Here is a 20,161-nt window from a genome sequence, read left to right as displayed (position 1 = left end):
CCGCTCGACTCGATAGCCACCCGCTCGATGAGCCGGTTGCGCGACTCCGCCGAGCGCGGGATGTCCTGCCGGACGAGCAGCGGCGCCTGCACATTCTGGTTCTTGCTGATGGAGCCGTCCTTGTTGAGGGCGAGCCCGTCTGCGTTGCGCGGCCGGTCGTCCTTCTTGACGACCTCCTTGCGGGCGATGTTGTAGGTGACATCCTGAATCGACTCGTCCGGCCCGAGGGTGCCCTCAAACCGCAGGACCTCGGTCATGAAGGCCAGGTACGACCCGGCCTGGTCATCGAGCGCGAGCCAGGCAAGCTGGATGATGGTGGCGGTCTTGTGCTCCAGCAGCTTGATCTTGTTGTGGTCCCGTTCGTCACGGTACACGCCATCCATCGAACGCACAGATCGTTCCTGCGTTGCCTGCGGCGTCGAATACCTCGACCTGCCTGAGCGCTCGACCGCGATGATGTACATGTGGTCGTCGGCGCCGTAGGTGGCGATGTAGTTGTCCCACATGTTCAGCGCAAGCGTCTTTGCCTCGACGTACTTGATGGCGCCCTCGCCATCAATGGTCTTGATCTGCTCCAGCTCGCTGTCGAAGTAGTCGGTCAGGACCTGTCGGGCCTTCTTCGGGTACCGACGCTTGCCCTTCCCGTAGTACGTCGCCGCCAGCGTGCCGCCGGTGCTGAACCACGCGGAGCGCGGGCGCGCCTTGGGGACCGCGCCTCCCGGTAGCCCCACCACCATTTTTGCGGTGCCCCTAACGGGCAAGACCGCCACGCTGTCCGCTCGGATGTGCGGAGTACGGGAGTCCTGCTCATTTTAGATCACCTGCCCTTCGGTCGTAGGTTGCCGATCAGTCCGGCATCCTTGTGTTCAGCCCATTGCCTTTTGGCCTTGGCGGATTGTTTCTGGATCTGGTTCTCGCGGTAGCCCGGCTTGCCCCAACGTTCGTCTTCGTCATACTCCATATGGCAGCGGCGGCAACGCGGGTCGATCCTGCAACAAGTTGTTGCAGTCCCCATCCTTCCTTCGGGACCAATCCAGAGCCTGATCCCCGCAATCCACGCAGTCGTACTCGCTTGCCTTGCCTCGTTGCGACCGAATGCGCGCGTGCTTGTTCGATCGGCCGGCATCGTCGCCTTTGTAGTTCTGGTGCGACTTCCCGAACTTGTGTTTTCCACAGCCGCATCCGGATGGGCAAGGCTTACTAGGCATGGCACTTGCGCCACGCGGTCCGCTCGGACGTCCGTAGCGTCGGGATCTTGTCTGCCATGACCCCTCCTCGGGTCACCCTGCCGCCGCCGGGGCGGGGGAAGTCTCGGCCTCCCTGGTCCGGGCCCGCCGTTGGCTTCTCGGCTGGCGCATCTGCCGGCTTCCACATCCGGGCGTACTCCACGAGGATCTGCGCGCCTGATGGTCGGCCGCGACGGCGAGGTTCTCGCCCGCGATCTCGTCGAACGCATCCGACGCGATCTTTCTGACTCGGTGACGGTCGCTGTGATGTTCTCCTGCCTGCGGGCCGCGATGGCCGCATCCGGCGATGGTGTCGCGGAGTGCCGCGAACGGGTTGGGCGGTACCTGCTCCAGGGCATCCACTCGGCGCCGCAGGTCCTCGATTGCCTCACGTGTGAGGTCGTCCATGTTCTTCCTCCGATCGGCGGGATTCCGGCCTGCTACATCCGGAGGGGCGCGCGCTAGTGGGCGCTTGGTTCCGCATCTGAGACGGACCCTGACTGGCTGCTTGCCCTACGTTATTCCTGCTCCTCACCGGCGCCGCCCCTCCCTGGTTAGACTCGTACGCCCCGCGCAAGGTCCTCTAGGCTGCTGCACGCCATTCCCGCGAGGGGGGTGTGGGGACTGGGGTGTACTGACCACCCTGGGTCACAACCTCGCAACGTGGGCTCGGTGCTGCCTGCGCCCTAGGAGCCGGACGACCCGGCTTGCCCGCAGCCGCCGGACGACGCGCCGGGCGACCCGTGGCCGGGGCCTCGGCCGCAGCAGCCCGAGCGGGCCGACCGCGCCGCTTGGGAGCGGGCGCCTCCGCCACCGGCTCCACGACCTTGGCCGGGCGACCGCGCCGCTTGGGGGCCGGGGCCTCCTCGACCGGCTCCGCCTTGGTCTTGCGAGCCGTGGCGCGCTGCGCCTTCTCACCGGCCGCTGCCTCGCGGGCCTCCTGCTGCTCGGCGTGGAAGGCGTGCGCCCCGTCCGCCGCGCGCTGGTAGTTCATCCGGTACCGGATGCCGAACTGCGCACCCAGCTTGAACGCTGCCAGCTCCTTCGCCGTGCTGAAGCTCGCGCCGGTCTTCTCCGCGGTCCACTCGCCGAAGTGCAAAGATCGGGTGCCGCCACCCGCCTTGACCTCGGCGAAGTCCGCCGGGTAGTCGCGCTCGTCGGCCTCGGGGACCTCGTACTTACGCTCGCGTGCCATCTCGCTGCCCTCCTGGGGGTCCGTCTCTTGGGGTTTGGTATCGCTCCCCGGTAGCAAGAACGCTACGCGGGTCAGTCCGGGAAGTCTAGAGTTTCTCCGAACTTTCTTGCAACTTTCTGTTACAGCTGGTTACGGGGCCGGTCGGGCGGCGTGGGCCGCGTGCCGACCACCTTGATCCGCCGGTTCACCGCGGGCTGCATCCCGTCGTGCTCCGGGCGCCGGTCCGTCGTCCGGCCCCGGTCGAACAGGTCGTTACGACGCTTCACGAACTCCGCATCTACAGCCTCCTTGACCTCGCCCCGCTTCTGCTGATGACCGATGAGGTAGCCCGCGAGGACGCATGGAACACCTGTCACGCCACCGCGTCCACTGCCCAAGCAACCTGTATGTTGAGCCTAGATGAACTGGTCCATCACTGCCTCCGGTCGCCGCTTTGCGTAGTCGACGCCCCGCCGGCCATCCATCGCTTCTTCTGATGCGATCTTTGAATCGGTCGTTCTGCGATGTGCTTGTCGCAAATCGTACCGCGCGAGCGCGCGTACCGCACGTTGCGGGTCCCTGTTCTCGCCCTGCGAGATCCGGTGAATCTGGTCTCTCCAACCGCTCCTGGTCGTCCGGCACCCGCGTCTTGCCGATCACGACCATATCGTCTGCGCGGTCGAGCGTCAGGGATACGCCGCCCGCATATGTATTCAACAGGAATACGCGCGGACCGCCCGGCTTCTGGAACTTAGCCTTGGCCACCGCGCGGTCGGCATTCTTCGTCTGGCCGGTGATGATGAGGCTCGGAATCCGCAGCCGGTCCAGCTGCGCCTTGAATATGTTAAGCAGCCCGGTCTGCCGCGACCTGAACACGTCCTTCTCCGTCGCCCCACGGCCTTTGTTGATGCTGCGTTCGTCGAGGAACTCGACAACCAACCCCACTTGTTCGATGGGAGGCCGGGCGCGAAATGTGTCGGCCCACCCTTCGCGATGAGTCCGGTATCGCGCGGAGGACGCGCGTCACAACGCCATAGGAACAAGCGCGAACTGCTTCTGTCGCGTCATCTCCGCCGCGACGCTGATAGCCGATGCCTGCCTGACTTCCGCGCGCTACCGCATCTCGCGTCATGTCCTCATGCGTTTTGCCTGCTTGACGCCCATACCGAGCCGCACGCCGTTAGGGCTTCGTCGTTCTTTCGGGTCCGCCGCGTTCTGGCGTACACCTTGCTCGGCGCCGCGGTGCGACTCGCCTTTGTCCGACGCATCATGGTCACGTCTGTCTCGCCACTGAACTGTGTTCGACGTCCGGCCGGACGGATTCAATGACGCGGTAATCGTCGTTCTCTTCGATCTGGAACCAGCGCTCAGCATAGCTGCTGAAGCTCGAATGCTGCTGCGGGTCGAGCCAGTGGAGCGTGCCCCATTGGTTCAGCGGGTTACCGCGCCAGGGCGTCCCGCTCAGGGCCATCTTCTCCACCGCGAGGTCGTGCGCCCGCGGGCGGACGCTGAGCCTCTGCGCGCCCGAGCGGATCTGCGACATCTTGCGGTGCTCGCTCGATTTGGCCGGGAGGATCTTGTGCGACTCGTCGATAATGATCGCTGACCAGGTCTGCTCGAACAGGCCCGGGTGCCGCCGCGCGGTCGGGTCGTAGAGCCCGGTTAACGCTTGTACTTCCCCGGCTGCTTTCGCTGCCGGAGAGCCTCCGCGGGCTCAACCGCGAGCGTCCTGAGGTCGAGTTTCGGTCGCCGTCTCCTCGTCGCTCGCAGACGCCTAGCCAGTCCTCCCGAACTGGCGGCCTTGCCCTTCTTTCTTGCGGACCGGCGGACGCTCCACCTGCAGCATCTCCATGTTGATGAAGAGCCAGGAGCGCTGCTCGATGCGGTGTGCCGCCCAGGAGCGGAACCGGGCGATGGTTGCCTCTCGCTGCTCTCGTGAGCCCTCGGCGACGACGAACTGCTCACCGGGCGCCCAAGTCCCGATCCTGTCCGGCCAGCGTCACCGTGGCGGCCACGCTTCGGCGCTACCACGCGATCGGGCTGGCCGCATTGGGACTCGACGATTGCGCTGATTGCCTGAGCGTCTTGCCGAGCCTGGGTGGTCCCTGTTCACCGACACGCCTGCCCGCACGGCGAAGCTGATGCTGACCGCCTGAACGCACGGTGGTGGACTGCCTTCGCTCGCCGCGGGTAGACTCCGTCTGCGATCGGCGTCGGGAAGTCATCGACTGCGCGGATTCGCATCGCGTCCTGGCGCTGGTCTGCTTCTCGGCGGCTCACCCCACGCCAACCATCCATGATGTCCTAGCTTGCGTCGCTGAACCTGCGCGGAGGTCCGCGCACGTCCGGTAGTTCGCTGGAAGCTCCGCGCCCTTGGCTGGTGCATAGGCTCGACCTCGGTTGCTCAATTTGACGGCCTTGGGGCTGTCCATGAAGTTGTAGCCTGAATCTGGCTGCCTGGCGCGGGATGTCCCTTGCGCCAGCGACACCCGACCTGCATCCGGTTGCTGACTCGGTCCGCGTGTAGTTTCATCTGTCTTTCCTATTCGCGCGGTCTGCGTCCTCCTGGGCCGCCCGATGAGACTGCATGCCGTCCAATTTCCGGCTCCTCGCACCCTCTATGTTCCAAAACCACCTGGTATAGCTTGTCAAAAACCTGGCGCACTGGCCACTTCGTCCATCGTCCGTCCCCGCCAAGATCATGCGCCTTTGCGCGAGTGATAGCGGTGTAGAGCCACTTACGGTCGCGGTTCCCGTCCTGAGCGATCAGGACGTGGTCCCATTCCGAGCCCTGCGCCGAGTGCACGGTGATGGCGTACGAGTGCCACACCTGCGCGTGCCGGACGCGGTACCGGAAGTCCATGGTGGAGAGGTCTTTCCACTCCTGCGCCCCGCCGAAGCCCTGCTTCCAGGCCGACATGGCGAAGAAACGGTCGCGGCCCTCGCCGCCCTCGCCCCCCCTACTGTGTTGGGAGGTGGTCTCGCTCGATGACCTCGCAGACGGTGAACACGTCGCCGTTGGCGATGCCCTGCTCCTTGTGGCTGGACTTGAACAGCACATCCTCGCCCGGCTCAACGAGACCCTGCCGCCCGGTCAGCGCGCGGTAGTTCCGGTTGTACATGGTGCGGGTGGTGTGCTTCCGGTCGCGATCTGGTCCACCCTGTCTGTGTCCCAGTCCGCCCGGTTCGGCGACATCTTGGTGATGATGGCCTCTTCGTTCCGACCGTACTTGCCCGGGCGGAGGCTCTCGCCATTCCGAACCGCGTGCGCCAGCTGGATGATGGGGTTCTCCGCGGCCTGCCGCATGATCTCGGTGAGGACGTAGGTCGGCTCGCCGAAACCGGGCTTGCCCTCGACCGGCGGCAGCTGGCCCGGGTCGCCCACGGCGAGGATCGGCACGCCCTTGGCGATCAGGTCCTTGGCCATCTTCTCATTCACCATCGACGCCTCATCGACGATGATCAGGACCGGCGGAACCTCTTCCACGATCTCTCTGCGGCGTTGAACAAGCGCTGCGCTGGAGGAAAGACATCTCGCGCCGGGCACCTCGCATCGTGGTTCTTGTTGTCCGACCCGCACTCGCACTCGCCGAACACCGGCTGGCCGTACAGGAAGCTGTGGATGGTCTGCGCCTGCGGCACACCCTTGCCCCGCAGGACCTTGGCGGCCTTGTTGGTCGGCGCGAGGACGGCGATGTGGCCCCTGGCCTCGCCGATCAGGTGCTTGATGAGAGTGGTCTTGCCGGAACCTGCGTACCCGCCCAGGAAGAATGGGTCATCCCCGCCCTCGCGGTACCAGTTGAAGATCTCGCTCCGCGCGGCGTACTGTCCGTTGGTCGCGTCCGCGTCCACCGCGCTCACCCCTTCTGGTGTAGTCGTAGTTTAGCGTAAGACGCTCGTGGCGTCCAGCGCAACGCCTGCGTCTGTTCGATCCGCGCCGCGCGGAAGCCGGTTCCCGCCATGTCCAGGAACTCCAGGACCCGGTGGCCGGCTGATGTGACCTTGATCTTGGTGTGGTTGTGCGGGAAGCTGGTGATGGTTCGCCCCTGGATCACCTTCTCGTGCGGGCCATCCGGGTACAGCCGCGCCTCCTCCTCGCGGCCCGAGGTCGTGCTGACCCACTTGATCCGCTTGCCCATCAGGGCGGTCAGGATCTCGCCGTCACCGGCCTCGCGCTCGAATGGGAGCTTGCTGCGCTGGGAGGTCTGGCACCGGCGTGCTCTGCCTCTGCGCCGCGCAGGGGAACAAGCGTAGGTCCGGACCGCCGCCATGTGCTCGCGCGTTGCTCGGCGGCTTTGTCGACGCCGTTACTCCACGCCTGCGCTGAACGGGTTGGGCGCGCTGATGATCTCGCCTCGCCTGCCTCCGACAGGACGGGCTGTGGATCTCCAAGCCCGTCTGTCACGGGCACACTGCGAGGTACTTCATTGAGCTTCGCCTTCCACCACCGGCGCGTCTGGGTCGATCTCGCCACTCACTTGATCGTGACGGACCGCTTGAAGGCTTGCTGCCGCGCGAGACCTTTGGCATCGGATGTGCTGGCCCGCGCCTTCATCGCCCGCATCTTCTGCTGCTAGTGCTGCGCGGAGTTCATCGTCACCATCGTCGTCGTCCTCTCGTCCTCGCTGTAGGCGTCTCTCCTGCGCTGCGGCGCCCGCCTGCAACCTTTCGATCCGGTCCTTGGGCGCGTCGTACGGGTACATGATCGTGCCGACTGCGAAGCACAGGCCCTGGACTTTGCCCTGCTGCTGGAGGTACGCAATGGCGTGCTCGGCGCTCACCGTCCCGACGTTCTTGGCGGTCACGCCGCCATCCTCGTGCAGCTCCTTCAGCCGGTTGTACTGCGCGTCCAGCTGTTCCCACAGCATCTCGACGAGGCTTCGCCCTCACGCCCTGCGCCACGCATCTGTTTCCTGCCTCTTGAGTTCACGGAGCCGCGTCTCCAGGTAGGCGTAGGTCCGCCTGCTGAAGAGCATCGACACCTCGCCATCCAGCTTCCCGCGCTGGATCTGGTACGTCGGGCCGTCCGGGCACGCACCGCGCCCATCGACCTTGGTCGCTGTGTCCGCGTCCACGACCCGCTTGATTACCGTCCGCTTTCTGCATCCTGCCCTCCTGGCGCCTTGTTACACGCCAGTTTGCGGACGACGCCCCGGGCGTCTACCCCGGGGCGTCTCCGACTTCAGCGGCGCTTGTGTCCGCGCGCCGATTCGTACCCTCCCCTTCCCATGACCGGGCACAGCGGCGTCCGGTCCTTGGCGTGGCTGTACCGGTCGCCCTTCTGCTGCGGGGTCGTGCCGTTCGTCGGCGGCAGAGCCACCGCGTCCTCCCGGCACTCGCGGGCACACCCTTATGCTGCTCATCCTTCCTTACGCGTCTGCGTGGCACGAACTGTCGCATCACCGTCGCCTTGCACGGACACCCATGCAAGTCCTGGCACCTCCACCCCTGGTTTGCGGCCGTCTCCCATCCTGTCGCGTCTGGGCGCCGCCCTTGGCGTCGCCGCATGTGGTGCATCCTCCGAAGTTCATACCAAGCTGTGTCCCTTCTCCTCGACGTAGGCGTTGGCGCGCTCTACGCCCCGCCCGTCCGCGTTCGAGAACTCCCTGAGCGTCGCGCCCCGCTGTTCCGCGGGCGGTGCTTCCGGATGACGCGGGTGGGCGCCTTGCTTGGCCGGCCATCCTCGTCCACGGTCTCGGTGAGGATGACGACCTTGACGCCGCGCTTGGGTGTGGTCATGACTGGGCCCTCCTTGGGCGTAGGTGTGGTTGTCGCTGGTTGAGTGGGGCGGGCAGGACTCGAACCTGCTCGGTCTCTCGGAGGGGATGAGAGCCTTCCTGACGCCACGGGCACGCGGCCCGCCCCAGGTCTAGCTAGATGGTTGTCTTGTTCCACTTCCAGCCGCGCTCGCCGTACTGGTGGTTCAGGCTCTTGGTCATCAGATCGACCGCGGCAGCGGTGTCACCCGGCGAAGCTGCTCATGTTGACGGTCCGCTGCGCCGCGTCTTGCCATCCTTCACGAGCACCTGCCGAACGATGATGCTGCCGCTGTTCTTTGCCACGGTTCCTCTCCGGTTGCGGAAGGGCGGGCGGTCGGCTCCCCAACGTCGCGCCCGCCCCTCCTAATTGCCGCCAACCAGCTCCCCAGCGGTCAGCGGCTGGTCTCAGGCCTTCTTCAGGTCGGCCGCGCTGAACTCCTTGTAGCCACCCGAGTGATCGAGCCGAACCTGGACGTCCCCGTTGATCTCCTCGCCGATCACCTCTCCGGTGTACCCCTGCCAACCAGGGGCTTCAACCTGTACTTTGTCGCCGATCTCGAACATGTCGCGCTCCTTCCGAGCGGTGAGCTTACGGGATGAGTCTAGCGGTCGACGCTGTCCGCGTCTACCCCGCATCTACCAGGGTATCATGTTGAGTAGGGATGCGATCGCGAATGCCGCCACCGGCGAAAAAGACTGGTTGCGCCGCCCCACCCGACACGAGAATGCCGGGCGGGACGGGGAGTTGGATCTTGCTCATCCGATGGACCGCCGAGCTCCACCTGTCACGCCACCCCGGCCCCCGGTCAGGTCGGCCGTCGCCGCAGCGGTCCGGCCGCGAGCCGCAGCGCCCGCGTGGTTCCCGCCCTGCCGCTCCGCCTTGCCGTAGCTGAGGGTGCTCGGCGGGAACAGCTCATTGAAGCGCTTCTGCACTGCGTCCACGTCCCGAGCCAGGACCATCTGGGCGCCACCCTCGGCCTGCGCCTCCAGGCGACGGCGCTGGACCATCATCTCCATGACCCGGTCCCGCAGGGAGGTGTAGAACCCCTCGGCGTAGCTGTTCCGGTAGTTCTTCACCCCGTGCGTCAGCTTGGGCTTCTCCTCGCCGGTGGCGGCGTACGCCTTGGCAAGCTGGCGCTTCATCCAGCCGTTGTCCGCGGGCGGGCAGGCCACCTCGACCGTCTCGCCCTTGGAGGTACGGGTGAACGGCTGGTTCTCCTTGCGGGCCTGGTGCCACACGTAGTCCCACTTGTAACCGGCCTCCACGAACGCCCGGATGTTCTCGCCCGCCGATGCGTTCCGGTTCCACTTGGGGAACAGCTGTGCGCTGAACACGAGGTAGGTCCCGGTCCACAGCATCTTGAAGTAGCCGATGGCGTCCGGGTACCCGACGACGTGGATGGTGCTCTTGAAGTAGCTGGACTTGAAGACGATCTCCACGCCGGCCAGGTTGGCCAGCAGCGCGGCGACGTTGCGGTGGGTCGGCAGGAACTCGTCGAACGAGTCCACCCACTCGATCTCCTCATCGGTGACCTCGTGGCGCTTCGCCTCGCCGATCCCCCGGGCGACGTTCCGAGCCCGCAGCGCGGCCTCTTCGATCTGGTGCACCTTCATGAGGTTGTCGGCCATGGCCAGCGCCGAGTCCCGCTCGCCTTGCGGCGTGCCGGGGTGGTTGGCGCGGTCGAGGATCTTCTGGATACGGTCGAGGATCTTGTCGCTCATCTGGGGCCTCCGAGTCTCGCGCCCGTTCCGGGCGGGCTGTTTACAACGCTCAGTCTAGCTTACGACGCCATCGGCGTCTAGTCCTTACGCCACGTCCATGTAGCCGCGCTTGCGGGCGCAGACCGGGCCGATGCCGCGCTGGCGGCTGACCTCGTTGGTCGCGGCCTGCCAACTCCGCTAACTCGCCGATGGTCTGGCCGTAGAGCAGCGAGGCGCCTTGCGGGTCGGCAGCGATGGCTGCGAGGACCCGCACCTGCTCCTCCAGCGTCAGCCGCTGCTCGTTGTCCGACAGCCGACGGCTGACGAACGTCCGCCCGGCCCACTTACCCGTGGTGGGCTTGTCCACCTGGTAGAAACTGATGTCATTGGCGGCCTTGGGGCCGTTCCGGATGGCGTAGGGTCCCTCATCGACCTTGTCGCCGAGCGCCTTGACCTGGCGGAAGAGTTCGCGCCGGTCACCCTCGCGACGGCCCCGGCTGTTCTGGAACTCCGGGTCACTCGGCACGGGTGTCTGCTCGACCGGCGCGTCAGACCGGATCTTGCCCGCGTGCTTGTAGCACATCATGACCATGGCTGCGGTCGGGTGGTCATCCCGCGCTGCTGCACTCATCATCTCTGCCCTCCTGGTTGGCGTGTCGTCGCCATTTCTACGGCGCCACCCGGCGTCTACCTGGCGTGCTCCTCCATCTCCTTCGGAGTGACCAGGAGCGTACTCCGCCCCCGCTCCGTCTGGGCCTGCAGCAGGTAGCTCTCCGTGAGTACCTGCGCCACCACCCAGTCCTTGCCCTGGATGCTGACGACGTTGCCCACCCGGTCCGGGTCGGTCCGGCCATCTCCGCCGAACGTCCCGACCGGCCTTGCTGCGAATCTGGGCATCACAGCTCCTTTGCCTCGAACTCCATGACGTCCTTGTCTCGATCCGCGGCCGCTTCTACGCGCTCTGTGTGGTCGTCGCAGAGGTAGTTGTCGATGTGGTCCGTGTCCTGCCCCTTTCGCCCGATGATGATCGACACGTAGTGAGTCGCCTTGCTACCGCACCAGCACTTCATCACTCGTCCTCATCCCACTCGTTGTAGCCGACCTTGAACGCACACGCCATGGAACCACCTGCCGCTGCCGGTCGGTCCTCGGGCGCCTGGTACTGGTTCACACCGCCCTTCCGGGCGTCGTCGCCCTCCAGGCAGACCTGGCACTTCGGCATCAGTCCTCCCACACCTGCGGAAGCTCCCCGCCGCTCTGGAAGATAGCCTGCTCCACCTCGGCGATGGAGTGTGCCGGTTTGAACGTACTGGTGGTCCGCGAGACACCTGTCCACCACTTCGCCCTGGTAGGTCTTCACTCGTCCTCCGTTCCTCGGCCTGGCGCACCTGATGTGCGCTTCTGCTCGTCGTCGCTGTAGGCCACCACCTGGTCGTCTGGGTAGTCGCTCACCACGCCGTCGCACTTCTCGCCAGTCTAGCTTATCGTCCTTCTCGCGCCGTCCGGGACGCATCCTGTCGTAGTTGGTCACCTTTGTGCGGCTGCCCTCGCGGATCTCCTCCCGCCAGGAGGCACGTCCCGAGTACTGACGTCCTTGCCCTTCCGGCGCATCGTCGAGAGCGACGGGCGGGTGCCCGCGCCGGGGTCCTGGCGCCGAGTACGCGCCTTACGCGCGCCCGTCTTCGGGGCGGCCGTACGGGTCGCCTTCTGCGCGCCTGGGACGATGCCGGTACGGCGCGCCGGGACGTCGAACCACACCCCGTTCACATCCTCGAACGGGGCGACCTTGTAGGGAAGGATGTCCCCCGTCTGCGGGTGGAGCTGCGGGAAAGAAGGCTTGGTGTCGCGCGGAGCGCCGGGAGCGGTCGCCATCGAGTTCCGGTTGCCCTTGGAGGGCATGGAGATCCCGTCCGGCCGTGAGGCCCGGTACTTCCGCTGGTTGTTCGAGACTACCGTGTTCATCTCGTCCTCCGATCGTCGCCGCCGTCTCGGCGGTAGGCTTAGTCTAGCGTAAGACGCTCTAGGCGTCTAGCGCTCTCGCGGGAGTCGAACCCGTCCCGGTCCCGAGGGACCGGCCTACCGGCTAGGTCGAGCGTCCGACGGTTATCACCCGTCGTCAGTCGAGACTCCTCCCCGTTCCGTTCCTCTACTGTTCTCGTATTCGAGCCGGGCGCGCTCTGTTTACGCGCCTCGCTCGGTTCCGGTAGGTCGGACGGGTCTCGGCTTCGAGACGCTAACCCGTCCCCTATCTTCGCGGGGATCGACTTTTGAGTTTTCGTACTGCCGGTCCGGAGCCTTCGGCTAGGCGCCGCGCGCTCCGTCCTCCGTTCGCCTAGCTTCGCGGGTCCTCCTGCGCCTCTCGCCTCCTCTCGTCCGCTCCCGTCCCGGGGCCGTTCCGTTCCTTACCGGGCCTAGTTTAGCGGAAGACGCTTTCGGCGTCTAGTCCGAACCTTTTCGGTTCCTCCGAGCGCCGGGCGCGCCTTACGCCTTCCCGTACGTCCGGGGATCGGGCCGGTTTTCGCGGGGCCGTTCCCTTAACCTCGGTCCGAACCTTACCGTAAGACGCGCCGGGCGTCTAGCCCCGGCCTCGCCTTTCCCTCTCGGCCCTCCGGCCCTCCGTCCGGCCCGTCGAGCCGAACAAGACACAGTCTAGACCGTAGACGCCATCCGCGTCTAGCCCGAGTTACACCGGATCGGCGAGTCGCCTGGTAGATTGGTTGAGTGGCGTACCCCGCGGTCGGGCGCGTCGCGCCGTTTCGCGAGATAGAGGAAGACGCGCGTACGCGCGCGGTACCTCTCCGGATCTCGCCGCCCGAGACGCGGCGCGCCTACGCGCGGAAGAGGAACCGCGCGCCCGCGTAGAGACGGGGAGGGGGAGGGGGCTTTAGGGGAGGGGGAGGGGTAGACGCGACGCGCGCGAGCGCGAACACGCGCGCAATCGTAGGCGGGCGCGGAGGCCGGCGCGCGCGTCGCCCCCTCGCGGAAGTTCGCGCGGCGAACTCGCCCCAGTGTTCGATAGCGGCCGCATCGTACGCTCGTGCGGCCTCGGCCTCGTCCGCGTAGTATCCGATGATGGCTTGGGTTCCCTGTCTGCCGCTGCCTATGCGAACTCGCCACTTCTTGCTGGCCTTGTGGAATGAGACACCTCGATACCGCGACGTCCGGCCGCTCTTGTTGATCCTGGAGTTTCCCTGGTTCTGGGAGCTTGTGGCCGGCCGAAGGTTGACTCGTCGGTTATCAAGGCCGTCGTGGTTTATGTGGTCGAGAAGAACTCCGCGGCGGGCGCCATACACCATCCGATGGAGCGACTGCCCGCGCGGGCCGAACACACGCCATGTGTTGCCGCCTGTTCTTCTCAACGCGAAACGTGTAGCGCTCAAACAAGAAAGTCAAAACCACTATCGACGTTAGTCTTTTTCCCATCGCGAACACCCCGCATGGAGTGTTGCTACGGGTCGTAGTCTCGAAAGCTCATAGCGCCTACTATAGCGTATCGCGGAGGGAAGATTAGTCACCCGGCGCGCGCCATCCTATACGCGCGCACGCCGTTCCATGCGAATGGAACGGCCCCGCCCGTCCTCGGAGGTGGGACCTTGGTGTGGCGAGCACACACTGGCGGGGCCGTTCGGTTGGTGGTCGACCTCATGCGGTCAGGGCCGGAATCCCGTTACGCAGAGTCGTCGCGTCGACCTCCTGATAACTAAGCGTACCGGCTTAGCCTGTTCCGTCGAGCCCGTAGCTCCGCCCCGCACATTCGGGCGGACGCGCCATTGGTGCTTGGCGTTGTAGGACGTGAGGAAACCGATTACGGCCGGGATGAGCGGGTAGAGAATCGCCTCCAACCAGTCGGGAATGGTCGCGCTGATCAGCTCGTTGTCGGAGCCGGTCGCGAGGTTCGTGATGAGTAGCGCGAGGAAGCCGGCCACATAGCTACCGACAGTAGCTGCGGTGACCTTCGGCTCGATCTTCCGGGTGTTGGCCGGTTCGGGGTTGATGACAGTCACAGTCCGAGTCCCTTTCTGGTAGCGGGTCCAACGATTCCATCGACCGTCAGCCCGGCGGCCTTCTGGAAGTATTCGACGCGCGTTTTGGTGGCGGCGCCGCGTCGCTGTCTTCCACCAAGCGGCGTCGCGCTTGGGTACTGCCGCTGAGGACCCGCTGCGCCTTTGACGCTTCTCCTGCCCTAATCCCGTACCCGGGAACGGCGAGGACGTGAGGGCCGGTGCGCCCTTTGAAGCGACACCCCGGACCCAGTTGGCAGCCGCGCGGACCGCGGCCTCATTGTCGCAGATCTCCACGTGCATCTCGTCGGCGGTTGGGAAGTCACCGCCCCAGCGAACCACATTCTTCAGCTCAGCGCAGATTTGCCGGATTTCCCGGACCTGCGGCGCGGTGAATGTACCGCGCTTCCCGTTGGGATGGCGCGTGGCATTCCCATCAGTCGCGGTCGCGCTCGCGTGACAGGAGAGCTGCGTCGGGTTGTTGACGTTCGGCCGGTAGTTGAAGCCCCAGTCATCCGCCTGGTGCCAGTCCTCCTTGACGAGCGGCTCGACCCGCTTGTTGAACTGGGTCCAGAAGTACTGGAACACCGTAGCTACGTCGCCCGAGCGGACGCCAGGAGCGAACTCCTCGCCGGCCACGACGAGCTTTGTCAGGCCGCCGAAGTCGGCCGGGTTGCGGCTGGCGGTCCAGCCATTGTAAGACCTGTCCACAATTCCTCCTTATGGCGCGGGGAGCAGCTCGATCGCGCCCATGGCCCACTCTTGTCCAGTGGGTGCCGTTAGGCCGACTGTCTGTGCGCCGGTTCCGGTTGAGTTCTGGTACGCCGCGTAGGCGCGCATGTTGGATGTGGAGCTCTGCTGCGTCTCCACTGCGCTGGAGCGGTAGGCCGCGGTGCCGGTGACGACGTCCCAGTCTGTGTCGAGCCAAGTAATAACGCTGTTGGCGTTCTCTGGGGTGATCGATCCGCTCGGCGCTCCGCTGCCCATGACCGGCGAGGACTGCGCCGGAACGCCCTTGACCAGGCCGGACGACCAGCGCTCCACGATGATGCCGTGCTGCCCGGTCGTCCCAAACCACGACACAGACACGTTCATCGAGCCGGGGCTGACTGGCCCGACCTCGCCGACGAACTGCCAGCACTCGGCCTTCCCAGTTGCCTGGATGTGGGTCTTGGTGGCGAAGGTCAGGCCCCCGCCTGTCACGCCGCCGATGTTGGGCGAATCCAGGTCGGAGTTCCACGCCTTAACCACGATGACCTCGCCCGGCGACGGCGTGAAGCTTGGCGTGGTCGTCGTCCCGGTGCCTGTGCCAGTTACCTTGTACGAGGTGACCAGGGTCGGCCGGACCGTGCCGGGCGTACGCGAGGGCGGCGTGTAGCCAGACAGGGCCGGCAACACGTCATCGAGCATCGGCCCGAACGCGCCGTCGCCCGTGACCGCCGCTGGGTGGGGTCTTCTGGGTCGTGGTGAAGCCTTGGCCGGCATAGTACGCCTTGCCCGCGTTGGCATCCGCTAACGCGTTGAAGCCATCATCGGCGTAGGTGCCGTCATCCTGGCCGCCGGTCACCCAGTGCATTGGGAATGCGGCCTTGAATGGCGCGCTCGGGCGCGTTCCGTCACCCTTGGCGTCCTGCTGTTGCCGAGGATCGCGCCCCTGCCGCCGCTGAATCGAGACGAGTACTTGGGCGCAAATGCTGCGTAATGAACTGCGCCCCACCCGAGTAGCCTGGGACGTCCGCATCTTGCTAAAGTCGCCGTTGTACTGTTGCACGCGTAGGTCGCCGTCCCGGCGAAGTAGTCGGCGTTGTTGACGCCGCCCTCCCACCAGGTCACTGTGCCCGTTGTGTCAGGCGCCTTGGCCGATACCACAACGTAGCCCTTTGCCTTGGCGACCGCGCGGATGCCGCGGTTGCCAGCGAAGCAGTAGTTGTCGGTCGGGTTGAGGTGTTCATAGGCGCCATCCCCATGGAAGTGCACCACGAGACCTGCATTGTTGCCTGGGAGTCCAGCGCCCCAGACATGGTACTGGCCGGCCAGTCCGCGCGAGTCGGTGAAGCTCTGGTTGGTGGCGTCCACCATAGTGGCCGGCGCGGGACCCTCCTCCACAATCGGCTCGAAGCCGGTGAAGAAGTCGAAGAACATGGGGTCCGCCTCGGCGGTAACCGGCACCGAGTAGGTCACGTACGCCGCGATCGGCCCGGCCAGCGCGGTCGGCGTCCCGAATGGATCGGCCGCGTAAGAGCTGTTCTCCTTGCGCTGCCCCGCGGTAGAGTCGCGGTACACGGTGATGATAGGCGTGCCGGGGTCCGCCCAGGACGGGCCGATGTGGTACGGAGTACCGGAGACGACGTTGATAAGGTTGGCGCCGGAGAATGTGAAGTTCAGCGCCTGCTCGGTTGTGTTGCTGATGACGAGCGGGTCGGACTCCGCGAGCTTCGCCCCGGGGTCCCCAGCGCTGTCCGCATAGATGCAGAACTTGACCGTGGCCGAGCCCGAGTCAATCGACATGCGCGCCGTAGCGCCGGTGATTGTGCCGCTGCTGGCTGGCGTCGCCGGGGACACCATCGTCTTGTTCGCCGATGACGTCGAGGACGAAATGCCCGCATCGGTCTTGCCGAAGGTGGCCATCAGAAGTTCTTGCTCACGGCGATGCAGTCGAGCTTGGAGTCAACCGCGTTGTACACAAACCCCAAGTAGTCTGTCTTGTTGGCGGTCGTCGTCAGGGTCGGCGCCGTCCCGCCCGAGAACCGATATATGCTGCCCCAGGTACTGATGAGGCGCGAGCCCGTGGCGTCTTGCTTGAGGCGGTAAATCAGCTTCTGGCCGGCCACGAGAGTGCCAGTCGGGTTGGCCATTGTCCGGTTGCCGCCGAGGGTGACCGTTGCGATATCGGTCGTGTCGGCATTCGGCGTGATTGTGGCGCCATCGGTAAGCGCGACGACCCTGGGCGGGCCAGACGTGCCGCCGCCTCCTCCGCCCGTGACGGCGATGTGGATATCACCAGCCGGGTCGTCATAGGTCAGCGTGCCGCCCGAGTCGATTATGAGGTGCGCCGCTATGTGGTCCATCCGCAGCCTCATCAACTCCCGGTCGCGCCGGTCGCCGTGAGGGTGAGGGCCTTTGCGGCGCTGTTGTAGTTGACCGTGATGCCGGTTCCAGCGATCAGCTTCTGCGCCAGGGCGTCCAGAGCAATCTCGGGAATGGTGTTCGCCCGCGCCAGCATGCTGAGGAATGCGCGCTGCCGCCCGGCTGCCCGATCGAGGGCGCGGGATCTGCTCTAGGATCGCCATTTCATCCCTTACGCGGGAGAAGGGGGCCGCCTTACGCGCGACCCTCCTCTCAGCGGGTGATCAGCGGGTCTCGTCCGACAGGTTCGACGAGCCCTCGGGCTGCGACGGGGCCTGGCCGGACTCCTCCGGGGTGACCACAGGGTCGGCCGCGCGTCCCGCGAGCGGGTCGGCCGGTCCGAGGTTCGCCCCGCCGTCGGGGTTGATCGGAGCGCCGGTCAGGGCGTCCTTCGGCGCGTGGCTCGGGGCACCCTGGAGACGCCGCTCCAGCTCGTGCACCCGGTCCCAGATGGCGGCGGCGTCGTTCTCGTCGTTGTCCTCCTGGAACGCCACGACCTTCTCGATGGCCTGGTCCAGGGCGTCCAGCGCCTCATCGGTCTTCGGCTGCGCCTGGGCGTCGGACTGGGTGGGCTCGGTCACATTTCCTCCTGGTGTTTCTGGGGCTAACGCCCTCTTCATTATACCGGTTAAGAACACGCCACGATGCTATCAGTGCCGTCCGGAGTTAGCACCGTAATGTTCTCTGGGCTGGTGCCCTCGGGGCAAGCGGGGCCATTGTCACCCTTGGGCCCTTGGGGGCCGGTGCCCCCCGGAGTCCCCTGCGGCCCGGCCGGACCCGGTGCACCGTCGGCGCCAACCGGGCCGGGGACGCCGGCTGCCCCGGGGGCCCCGGCCACTCCCGGCGGCCCCGGCGGCCCGTCGGCGCCTTGCAGTCCGGGCTTGCCAGGAGGGCCAGGAGAACCGGCCACGCCCGGAGCGCCCCGGATCGATGGAACCGGCTTGGCCTGAACAGATATTGCCTTGGCGCATGCGTCCTGGTACTTGAGAGGAATCGATCCGTCATCGCACCCGGCGCGGATGGCGGATGCGAGGTCGAGCGCCTGGTTGGCCGTGGCGGAAGTTTGCTGAGTCGCGACGGTTTGCGCCTTCTCTGCAGAGCTTGCTCGCTGCCCCAGAAACAGCCCCATGGCGAGGGTGGCCAACCCAACTACCGCTACCCCAGCCGGAGTCCATCCGGAAGTCGTATCTCCTTACGGTGTTTGCGGGGCTCTTTTGAATGTGTCATCGTCGTCATCTTCTGTCAGCTCTTTTGGCTTACCATCAGGAAGATCCAACCCTCGTCTGGAATAGCCGCGCCCGCGATATAGATCCAGCGATCCGCCGCTTTTATGTAATCTCTCGCCTCTCGGATATCTCGCCGAGACGCCCTGGCGCTGCCGCGCGCGAGCGCTGGACATCGCCGTAAGGATCGCGGCCGCACCGGTGAATATGGCGCTAATCCCCGCGCTCATGCCGTCCGCGTCTCACCTCGACCACGAACAAGCAACCATCCCGCAAGAACGCGACTAGTCCTATGGCGGCGAATAGCTCCAGCCGGTACTGCGGTGATGGGAGCGCCTAAGCCGCGGAACATGAGCTGAACGGTGAGCACTTGATACCCCATCAGCGCGGAAAACCGGAGCTTCTGGCTCAAGGAGCGCGCCCAGGCGATGCACGGCCCCGCCAGGAGAGCGAACAGGACGCCTGACACGTTCAACGTCCGCCCATCGGGTCTCGCACCCATAAGTCAGACCCCACCGTTGATCATCCCCATTATCAGGTAGGTGTTGCCGATGGGAAACATGGCAACACGAGTGTTGGCACGGGGCGGGTTGTCCAGGAACTGGTATGACTTCTGTGACAGGGCAGTCTCGCCATCGAACGTGACCCGTGCCGGCCCAAGGCCGGTGTAGTTGGGGTCCACAGTTGCGCACCGTGCGAAGCCCTTGGACTCTACGTTGTCGGCGCTTCTGCCATACTCGCGTACGGCCTCAAAAAACTTGGCCGGATCGAATGTCACGTCAACCTCCGAATGGCATGGTTCCGAAGGGACCGGTGCCGAAGCCGCCAAGGATGGAGATGGCCCGACGTGCCTCGTGACTCATCTCTGCGCCCTGCTGCAGATCGAAACTCCACTTGGTTTCCATGAACCTACCAAAGCCGACAAACCCGGCATACTCGAAGTCATACATGTCGCCATTCTCATGGAACGGCATAAGGCCGGTCTTGAAGTCGATGGTCTCGTACACCTGCCCGCTCTCATCGCGGTACCGCTCGGCGATCGCATTCAGCATGGCCTGACTCGGCGCGTTTGAGTCGGTGATGACCCTGGTGATGATCCGCCCGCGGTTCGGGATCGACGTCGGGGATGCCGGGTCGGTGTTGCGGATCTCCGCCCGGAGCGCTGGCTGGTCCGAGTTCGAGACGATCAGCACCCAGCGGTTGGGTAGCGAGTACAGGTCGAGCGACTGCGCAGCGTCAGGCAGGATCACGCTGACGTCGTCGGTGCGGTACTCGAACTCAGCCGCGCGGAGTCGGGGCGAGACGTAGGGCGTGGCGCGAGCCACGCCCTCCCCGTCGAACCAAAGCGATCCGTAGTTAATCGCCGACAGCATGTCTGAGATGACCTGATACTTGGAAGTGCCCGGCTCCCACTCCAAAGCGGCGGGCGTTGTCGCCGTTGATGGGGATATGGAGCTCTGTGGGATGCCCGGCGTCTCGGCCAGGATCTCGTTGATGGCGTCCGTGTACGGGTAGTTGTTGTTGACAAAGTATCTGTCCGCCAGGGTGTCGTCCTGTAGAACAATCGTCTGGTCGTACGCCTCGACATCGCGTGTAACAACGCCCGAGATGTCTACCTGGCGGGTAGGCGTCGTCGCGCGCGAACACGCCAAAGCGGCCACTCCATGTAACCGCCGTCCGGCATCTTGACGCCCGCCCAGGGGCGGACGCGCTGGTTCAGGAAGTTGATAGTGCCGTCATCCTGAATGACAAACTTGGCTGTGCGCTTGGTCTCGGCGAGGAACTCGTGGGCGACCGAGCCCCCGACTACGTTGTCGAGGTCTCGGATGCGGATGTTGTCACGGGTGAGTAGCTCATAGCGAAACCGCCACTCACGCAGAGACTTGGACCCGCGCAGCGCCCGCAGCACGACGCTTGGCGCGTACTCAGTGAACCGGCTCAGAGATTGCAT

General features: G+C 65.5%; 30 protein-coding genes, 1 tRNA gene and 2 pseudogenes. 1 reads left to right on the top strand and 32 read right to left on the bottom strand.

All coding sequences use genetic code 11. The annotated features are described in order from the left end of the window. The coding region (locus IPK85_02855) for a hypothetical protein (GenBank protein MBK8246337.1) at positions 1–770 on the bottom strand (770 nt) is incomplete at its 3' end. Between the two features lie 636 nt (positions 771–1,406). Between IPK85_02855 and IPK85_02850 the strand changes: the two genes are divergently transcribed. Continuing rightward, entirely contained in the window at positions 1,407–1,691 is a 285-nt protein-coding gene (locus IPK85_02850) for a hypothetical protein (GenBank protein ID MBK8246336.1), read from the top strand. Between the two features lie 118 nt (positions 1,692–1,809). On the opposite strand, the gene IPK85_02845 is transcribed toward IPK85_02850, so the two are convergent. From IPK85_02845 to IPK85_02695, 31 genes and pseudogenes are all read right to left on the bottom strand, one after another. Beyond that, complete coding sequence (locus tag IPK85_02845) at positions 1,810–2,421, bottom strand: hypothetical protein (protein ID MBK8246335.1); 612 nt, start codon at positions 2,419–2,421, stop codon at positions 1,810–1,812. Positions 2,422–2,540: 119 nt separating this feature from the next. After that, positions 2,541–2,777 (bottom strand): hypothetical protein, encoded by a 237-nt coding sequence (locus tag IPK85_02840; protein MBK8246334.1) that lies wholly within the window; start codon positions 2,775–2,777, stop codon positions 2,541–2,543. Between the two features lie 896 nt (positions 2,778–3,673). Beyond that, a complete protein-coding gene (locus IPK85_02835) occupies positions 3,674–3,943 on the bottom strand; it encodes a hypothetical protein (GenBank protein MBK8246333.1) in 270 nt (89 codons plus the stop codon). 999 nt (positions 3,944–4,942) lie between these two features. Beyond that, the gene (locus IPK85_02830) at positions 4,943–5,461 is read right to left on the bottom strand and encodes an ATP-binding domain-containing protein (protein ID MBK8246332.1); all 519 of its coding nucleotides are present in this window, start codon (positions 5,459–5,461) and stop codon (positions 4,943–4,945) included. Between the two features lie 33 nt (positions 5,462–5,494). Next, positions 5,495–5,842 (bottom strand): hypothetical protein, encoded by a 348-nt coding sequence (locus tag IPK85_02825; GenBank protein MBK8246331.1) that lies wholly within the window; start codon positions 5,840–5,842, stop codon positions 5,495–5,497. A gap of 20 nt (positions 5,843–5,862) precedes the next feature. Then, positions 5,863–6,261 carry an AAA family ATPase gene (locus tag IPK85_02820; protein ID MBK8246330.1) on the bottom strand — a complete coding sequence of 133 codons (399 nt, stop codon included), beginning with the start codon at positions 6,259–6,261 and terminating at the stop codon, positions 5,863–5,865. After that, complete coding sequence (locus tag IPK85_02815; protein ID MBK8246329.1) at positions 6,258–6,539, bottom strand: hypothetical protein; 282 nt, start codon at positions 6,537–6,539, stop codon at positions 6,258–6,260. Before IPK85_02815 ends, IPK85_02820 begins: the two co-directional genes overlap by 4 nt. Before the next feature lie 285 nt (positions 6,540–6,824). Next, positions 6,825–7,268 (bottom strand): hypothetical protein, encoded by a 444-nt coding sequence (locus IPK85_02810; protein ID MBK8246328.1) that lies wholly within the window; start codon positions 7,266–7,268, stop codon positions 6,825–6,827. Between the two features lie 18 nt (positions 7,269–7,286). After that, positions 7,287–7,475, bottom strand: coding sequence for a hypothetical protein (locus IPK85_02805; GenBank protein ID MBK8246327.1), 189 nt, complete (start codon positions 7,473–7,475; stop codon positions 7,287–7,289). A 499-nt stretch (positions 7,476–7,974) separates the two neighbouring features. Next, positions 7,975–8,139 (bottom strand): hypothetical protein, encoded by a 165-nt coding sequence (locus IPK85_02800; protein ID MBK8246326.1) that lies wholly within the window; start codon positions 8,137–8,139, stop codon positions 7,975–7,977. Between the two features lie 44 nt (positions 8,140–8,183). Beyond that, a tRNA-Glu gene (locus tag IPK85_02795) sits at positions 8,184–8,265 on the bottom strand. Positions 8,266–8,564: 299 nt separating this feature from the next. Then, complete coding sequence (locus IPK85_02790) at positions 8,565–8,723, bottom strand: hypothetical protein (protein MBK8246325.1); 159 nt, start codon at positions 8,721–8,723, stop codon at positions 8,565–8,567. A 192-nt stretch (positions 8,724–8,915) separates the two neighbouring features. Beyond that, entirely contained in the window at positions 8,916–9,881 is a 966-nt protein-coding gene (locus IPK85_02785; GenBank protein ID MBK8246324.1) for a DUF2786 domain-containing protein, read from the bottom strand. Between the two features lie 49 nt (positions 9,882–9,930). Continuing rightward, complete coding sequence (locus IPK85_02780) at positions 9,931–10,494, bottom strand: hypothetical protein (protein ID MBK8246323.1); 564 nt, start codon at positions 10,492–10,494, stop codon at positions 9,931–9,933. 53 nt (positions 10,495–10,547) lie between these two features. Further along, positions 10,548–10,757: a hypothetical protein gene (locus tag IPK85_02775; GenBank protein MBK8246322.1), complete on the bottom strand. Its 210-nt coding sequence runs from the start codon at positions 10,755–10,757 to the stop codon at positions 10,548–10,550. Then, positions 10,757–10,930, bottom strand: a complete 174-nt coding sequence (locus tag IPK85_02770; GenBank protein ID MBK8246321.1) for a hypothetical protein — start codon at positions 10,928–10,930, stop codon at positions 10,757–10,759. The genes IPK85_02775 and IPK85_02770 overlap by 1 nt, the downstream gene beginning before the upstream one ends. Beyond that, positions 10,930–11,082, bottom strand: coding sequence for a hypothetical protein (locus IPK85_02765; protein ID MBK8246320.1), 153 nt, complete (start codon positions 11,080–11,082; stop codon positions 10,930–10,932). The genes IPK85_02770 and IPK85_02765 overlap by 1 nt, the downstream gene beginning before the upstream one ends. A gap of 305 nt (positions 11,083–11,387) precedes the next feature. Next, a complete protein-coding gene (locus IPK85_02760; protein MBK8246319.1) occupies positions 11,388–11,822 on the bottom strand; it encodes a hypothetical protein in 435 nt (144 codons plus the stop codon). A gap of 866 nt (positions 11,823–12,688) precedes the next feature. Then, positions 12,689–13,156: a hypothetical protein gene (locus tag IPK85_02755; protein MBK8246318.1), complete on the bottom strand. Its 468-nt coding sequence runs from the start codon at positions 13,154–13,156 to the stop codon at positions 12,689–12,691. A 704-nt stretch (positions 13,157–13,860) separates the two neighbouring features. Then, positions 13,861–13,962, bottom strand: a pseudogene (locus IPK85_02750) (peptidoglycan-binding protein). Positions 13,963–14,182: 220 nt separating this feature from the next. Next, positions 14,183–14,575 (bottom strand): annotated as a pseudogene (locus tag IPK85_02745) (hypothetical protein). 6 nt (positions 14,576–14,581) lie between these two features. After that, positions 14,582–15,271, bottom strand: a complete 690-nt coding sequence (locus IPK85_02740; GenBank protein ID MBK8246317.1) for a hypothetical protein — start codon at positions 15,269–15,271, stop codon at positions 14,582–14,584. Further along, positions 15,261–15,437, bottom strand: coding sequence for a hypothetical protein (locus IPK85_02735; GenBank protein ID MBK8246316.1), 177 nt, complete (start codon positions 15,435–15,437; stop codon positions 15,261–15,263). The genes IPK85_02740 and IPK85_02735 overlap by 11 nt, the downstream gene beginning before the upstream one ends. After that, on the bottom strand, positions 15,425–16,489 hold the full coding sequence (locus tag IPK85_02730; GenBank protein ID MBK8246315.1) for a hypothetical protein: 1,065 nt from the start codon (positions 16,487–16,489) through the stop codon (positions 15,425–15,427). Before IPK85_02730 ends, IPK85_02735 begins: the two co-directional genes overlap by 13 nt. Continuing rightward, positions 16,489–16,941: a hypothetical protein gene (locus IPK85_02725; GenBank protein MBK8246314.1), complete on the bottom strand. Its 453-nt coding sequence runs from the start codon at positions 16,939–16,941 to the stop codon at positions 16,489–16,491. The genes IPK85_02730 and IPK85_02725 overlap by 1 nt, the downstream gene beginning before the upstream one ends. After that, positions 16,941–17,084, bottom strand: coding sequence for a hypothetical protein (locus IPK85_02720; protein ID MBK8246313.1), 144 nt, complete (start codon positions 17,082–17,084; stop codon positions 16,941–16,943). Before IPK85_02720 ends, IPK85_02725 begins: the two co-directional genes overlap by 1 nt. A gap of 127 nt (positions 17,085–17,211) precedes the next feature. Further along, positions 17,212–17,568, bottom strand: a complete 357-nt coding sequence (locus IPK85_02715) for a hypothetical protein (GenBank protein MBK8246312.1) — start codon at positions 17,566–17,568, stop codon at positions 17,212–17,214. A 47-nt stretch (positions 17,569–17,615) separates the two neighbouring features. Then, entirely contained in the window at positions 17,616–18,116 is a 501-nt protein-coding gene (locus IPK85_02710) for a hypothetical protein (protein MBK8246311.1), read from the bottom strand. 599 nt (positions 18,117–18,715) lie between these two features. Further along, positions 18,716–18,988 (bottom strand): hypothetical protein, encoded by a 273-nt coding sequence (locus IPK85_02705; protein MBK8246310.1) that lies wholly within the window; start codon positions 18,986–18,988, stop codon positions 18,716–18,718. Position 18,989: 1 nt separating this feature from the next. After that, a complete protein-coding gene (locus tag IPK85_02700; protein ID MBK8246309.1) occupies positions 18,990–19,862 on the bottom strand; it encodes a hypothetical protein in 873 nt (290 codons plus the stop codon). After that, positions 19,823–20,161: a hypothetical protein gene (locus IPK85_02695; GenBank protein MBK8246308.1), complete on the bottom strand. Its 339-nt coding sequence runs from the start codon at positions 20,159–20,161 to the stop codon at positions 19,823–19,825. The genes IPK85_02700 and IPK85_02695 overlap by 40 nt, the downstream gene beginning before the upstream one ends.

Source organism: Gemmatimonadota bacterium (assembly GCA_016712265.1).
Lineage (GTDB): Bacteria > Gemmatimonadota > Gemmatimonadetes > Gemmatimonadales > Gemmatimonadaceae > RBC101.
The sequence above is the reverse complement of the archived record's forward strand: the minus strand, read 5'-3'. Positions and strand labels throughout refer to the sequence as shown.

Excerpts from the sequence above, each read along its gene's own strand:
- IPK85_02850 (MBK8246336.1), top strand. The coding sequence starts at position 1,407 with ATGGTCGGCCGCGACGGCGAGGTTCTCGCCCGCGATCTCGTCGAACGC.
- IPK85_02845 (MBK8246335.1), bottom strand. The coding sequence starts at position 2,421 with ATGGCACGCGAGCGTAAGTACGAGGTCCCCGAGGCCGACGAGCGCGAC.
- IPK85_02835 (MBK8246333.1), bottom strand. The coding sequence starts at position 3,943 with ATGTCGCAGATCCGCTCGGGCGCGCAGAGGCTCAGCGTCCGCCCGCGG.
- IPK85_02830 (MBK8246332.1), bottom strand. The coding sequence starts at position 5,461 with ATGTGCTGTTCAAGTCCAGCCACAAGGAGCAGGGCATCGCCAACGGCG.
- IPK85_02825 (MBK8246331.1), bottom strand. The coding sequence starts at position 5,842 with ATGGTGAATGAGAAGATGGCCAAGGACCTGATCGCCAAGGGCGTGCCG.
- IPK85_02815 (MBK8246329.1), bottom strand. The coding sequence starts at position 6,539 with ATGGGCAAGCGGATCAAGTGGGTCAGCACGACCTCGGGCCGCGAGGAG.
- IPK85_02810 (MBK8246328.1), bottom strand. The coding sequence starts at position 7,268 with ATGCTGTGGGAACAGCTGGACGCGCAGTACAACCGGCTGAAGGAGCTG.
- IPK85_02800 (MBK8246326.1), bottom strand. The coding sequence starts at position 8,139 with ATGACCACACCCAAGCGCGGCGTCAAGGTCGTCATCCTCACCGAGACC.
- IPK85_02790 (MBK8246325.1), bottom strand. The coding sequence starts at position 8,723 with ATGTTCGAGATCGGCGACAAAGTACAGGTTGAAGCCCCTGGTTGGCAG.
- IPK85_02785 (MBK8246324.1), bottom strand. The coding sequence starts at position 9,881 with ATGAGCGACAAGATCCTCGACCGTATCCAGAAGATCCTCGACCGCGCC.
- IPK85_02780 (MBK8246323.1), bottom strand. The coding sequence starts at position 10,494 with ATGATGAGTGCAGCAGCGCGGGATGACCACCCGACCGCAGCCATGGTC.
- IPK85_02775 (MBK8246322.1), bottom strand. The coding sequence starts at position 10,757 with ATGCCCAGATTCGCAGCAAGGCCGGTCGGGACGTTCGGCGGAGATGGC.
- IPK85_02770 (MBK8246321.1), bottom strand. The coding sequence starts at position 10,930 with ATGAAGTGCTGGTGCGGTAGCAAGGCGACTCACTACGTGTCGATCATC.
- IPK85_02765 (MBK8246320.1), bottom strand. The coding sequence starts at position 11,082 with ATGCCGAAGTGCCAGGTCTGCCTGGAGGGCGACGACGCCCGGAAGGGC.
- IPK85_02760 (MBK8246319.1), bottom strand. The coding sequence starts at position 11,822 with ATGAACACGGTAGTCTCGAACAACCAGCGGAAGTACCGGGCCTCACGG.
- IPK85_02755 (MBK8246318.1), bottom strand. The coding sequence starts at position 13,156 with ATGGTGTATGGCGCCCGCCGCGGAGTTCTTCTCGACCACATAAACCAC.
- IPK85_02740 (MBK8246317.1), bottom strand. The coding sequence starts at position 15,271 with ATGCTCGATGACGTGTTGCCGGCCCTGTCTGGCTACACGCCGCCCTCG.
- IPK85_02735 (MBK8246316.1), bottom strand. The coding sequence starts at position 15,437 with ATGCACTGGGTGACCGGCGGCCAGGATGACGGCACCTACGCCGATGAT.
- IPK85_02730 (MBK8246315.1), bottom strand. The coding sequence starts at position 16,489 with ATGGCCACCTTCGGCAAGACCGATGCGGGCATTTCGTCCTCGACGTCA.
- IPK85_02725 (MBK8246314.1), bottom strand. The coding sequence starts at position 16,941 with ATGAGGCTGCGGATGGACCACATAGCGGCGCACCTCATAATCGACTCG.
- IPK85_02720 (MBK8246313.1), bottom strand. The coding sequence starts at position 17,084 with ATGCTGGCGCGGGCGAACACCATTCCCGAGATTGCTCTGGACGCCCTG.
- IPK85_02710 (MBK8246311.1), bottom strand. The coding sequence starts at position 18,116 with ATGGGGCTGTTTCTGGGGCAGCGAGCAAGCTCTGCAGAGAAGGCGCAA.
- IPK85_02695 (MBK8246308.1), bottom strand. The coding sequence starts at position 20,161 with ATGCAATCTCTGAGCCGGTTCACTGAGTACGCGCCAAGCGTCGTGCTG.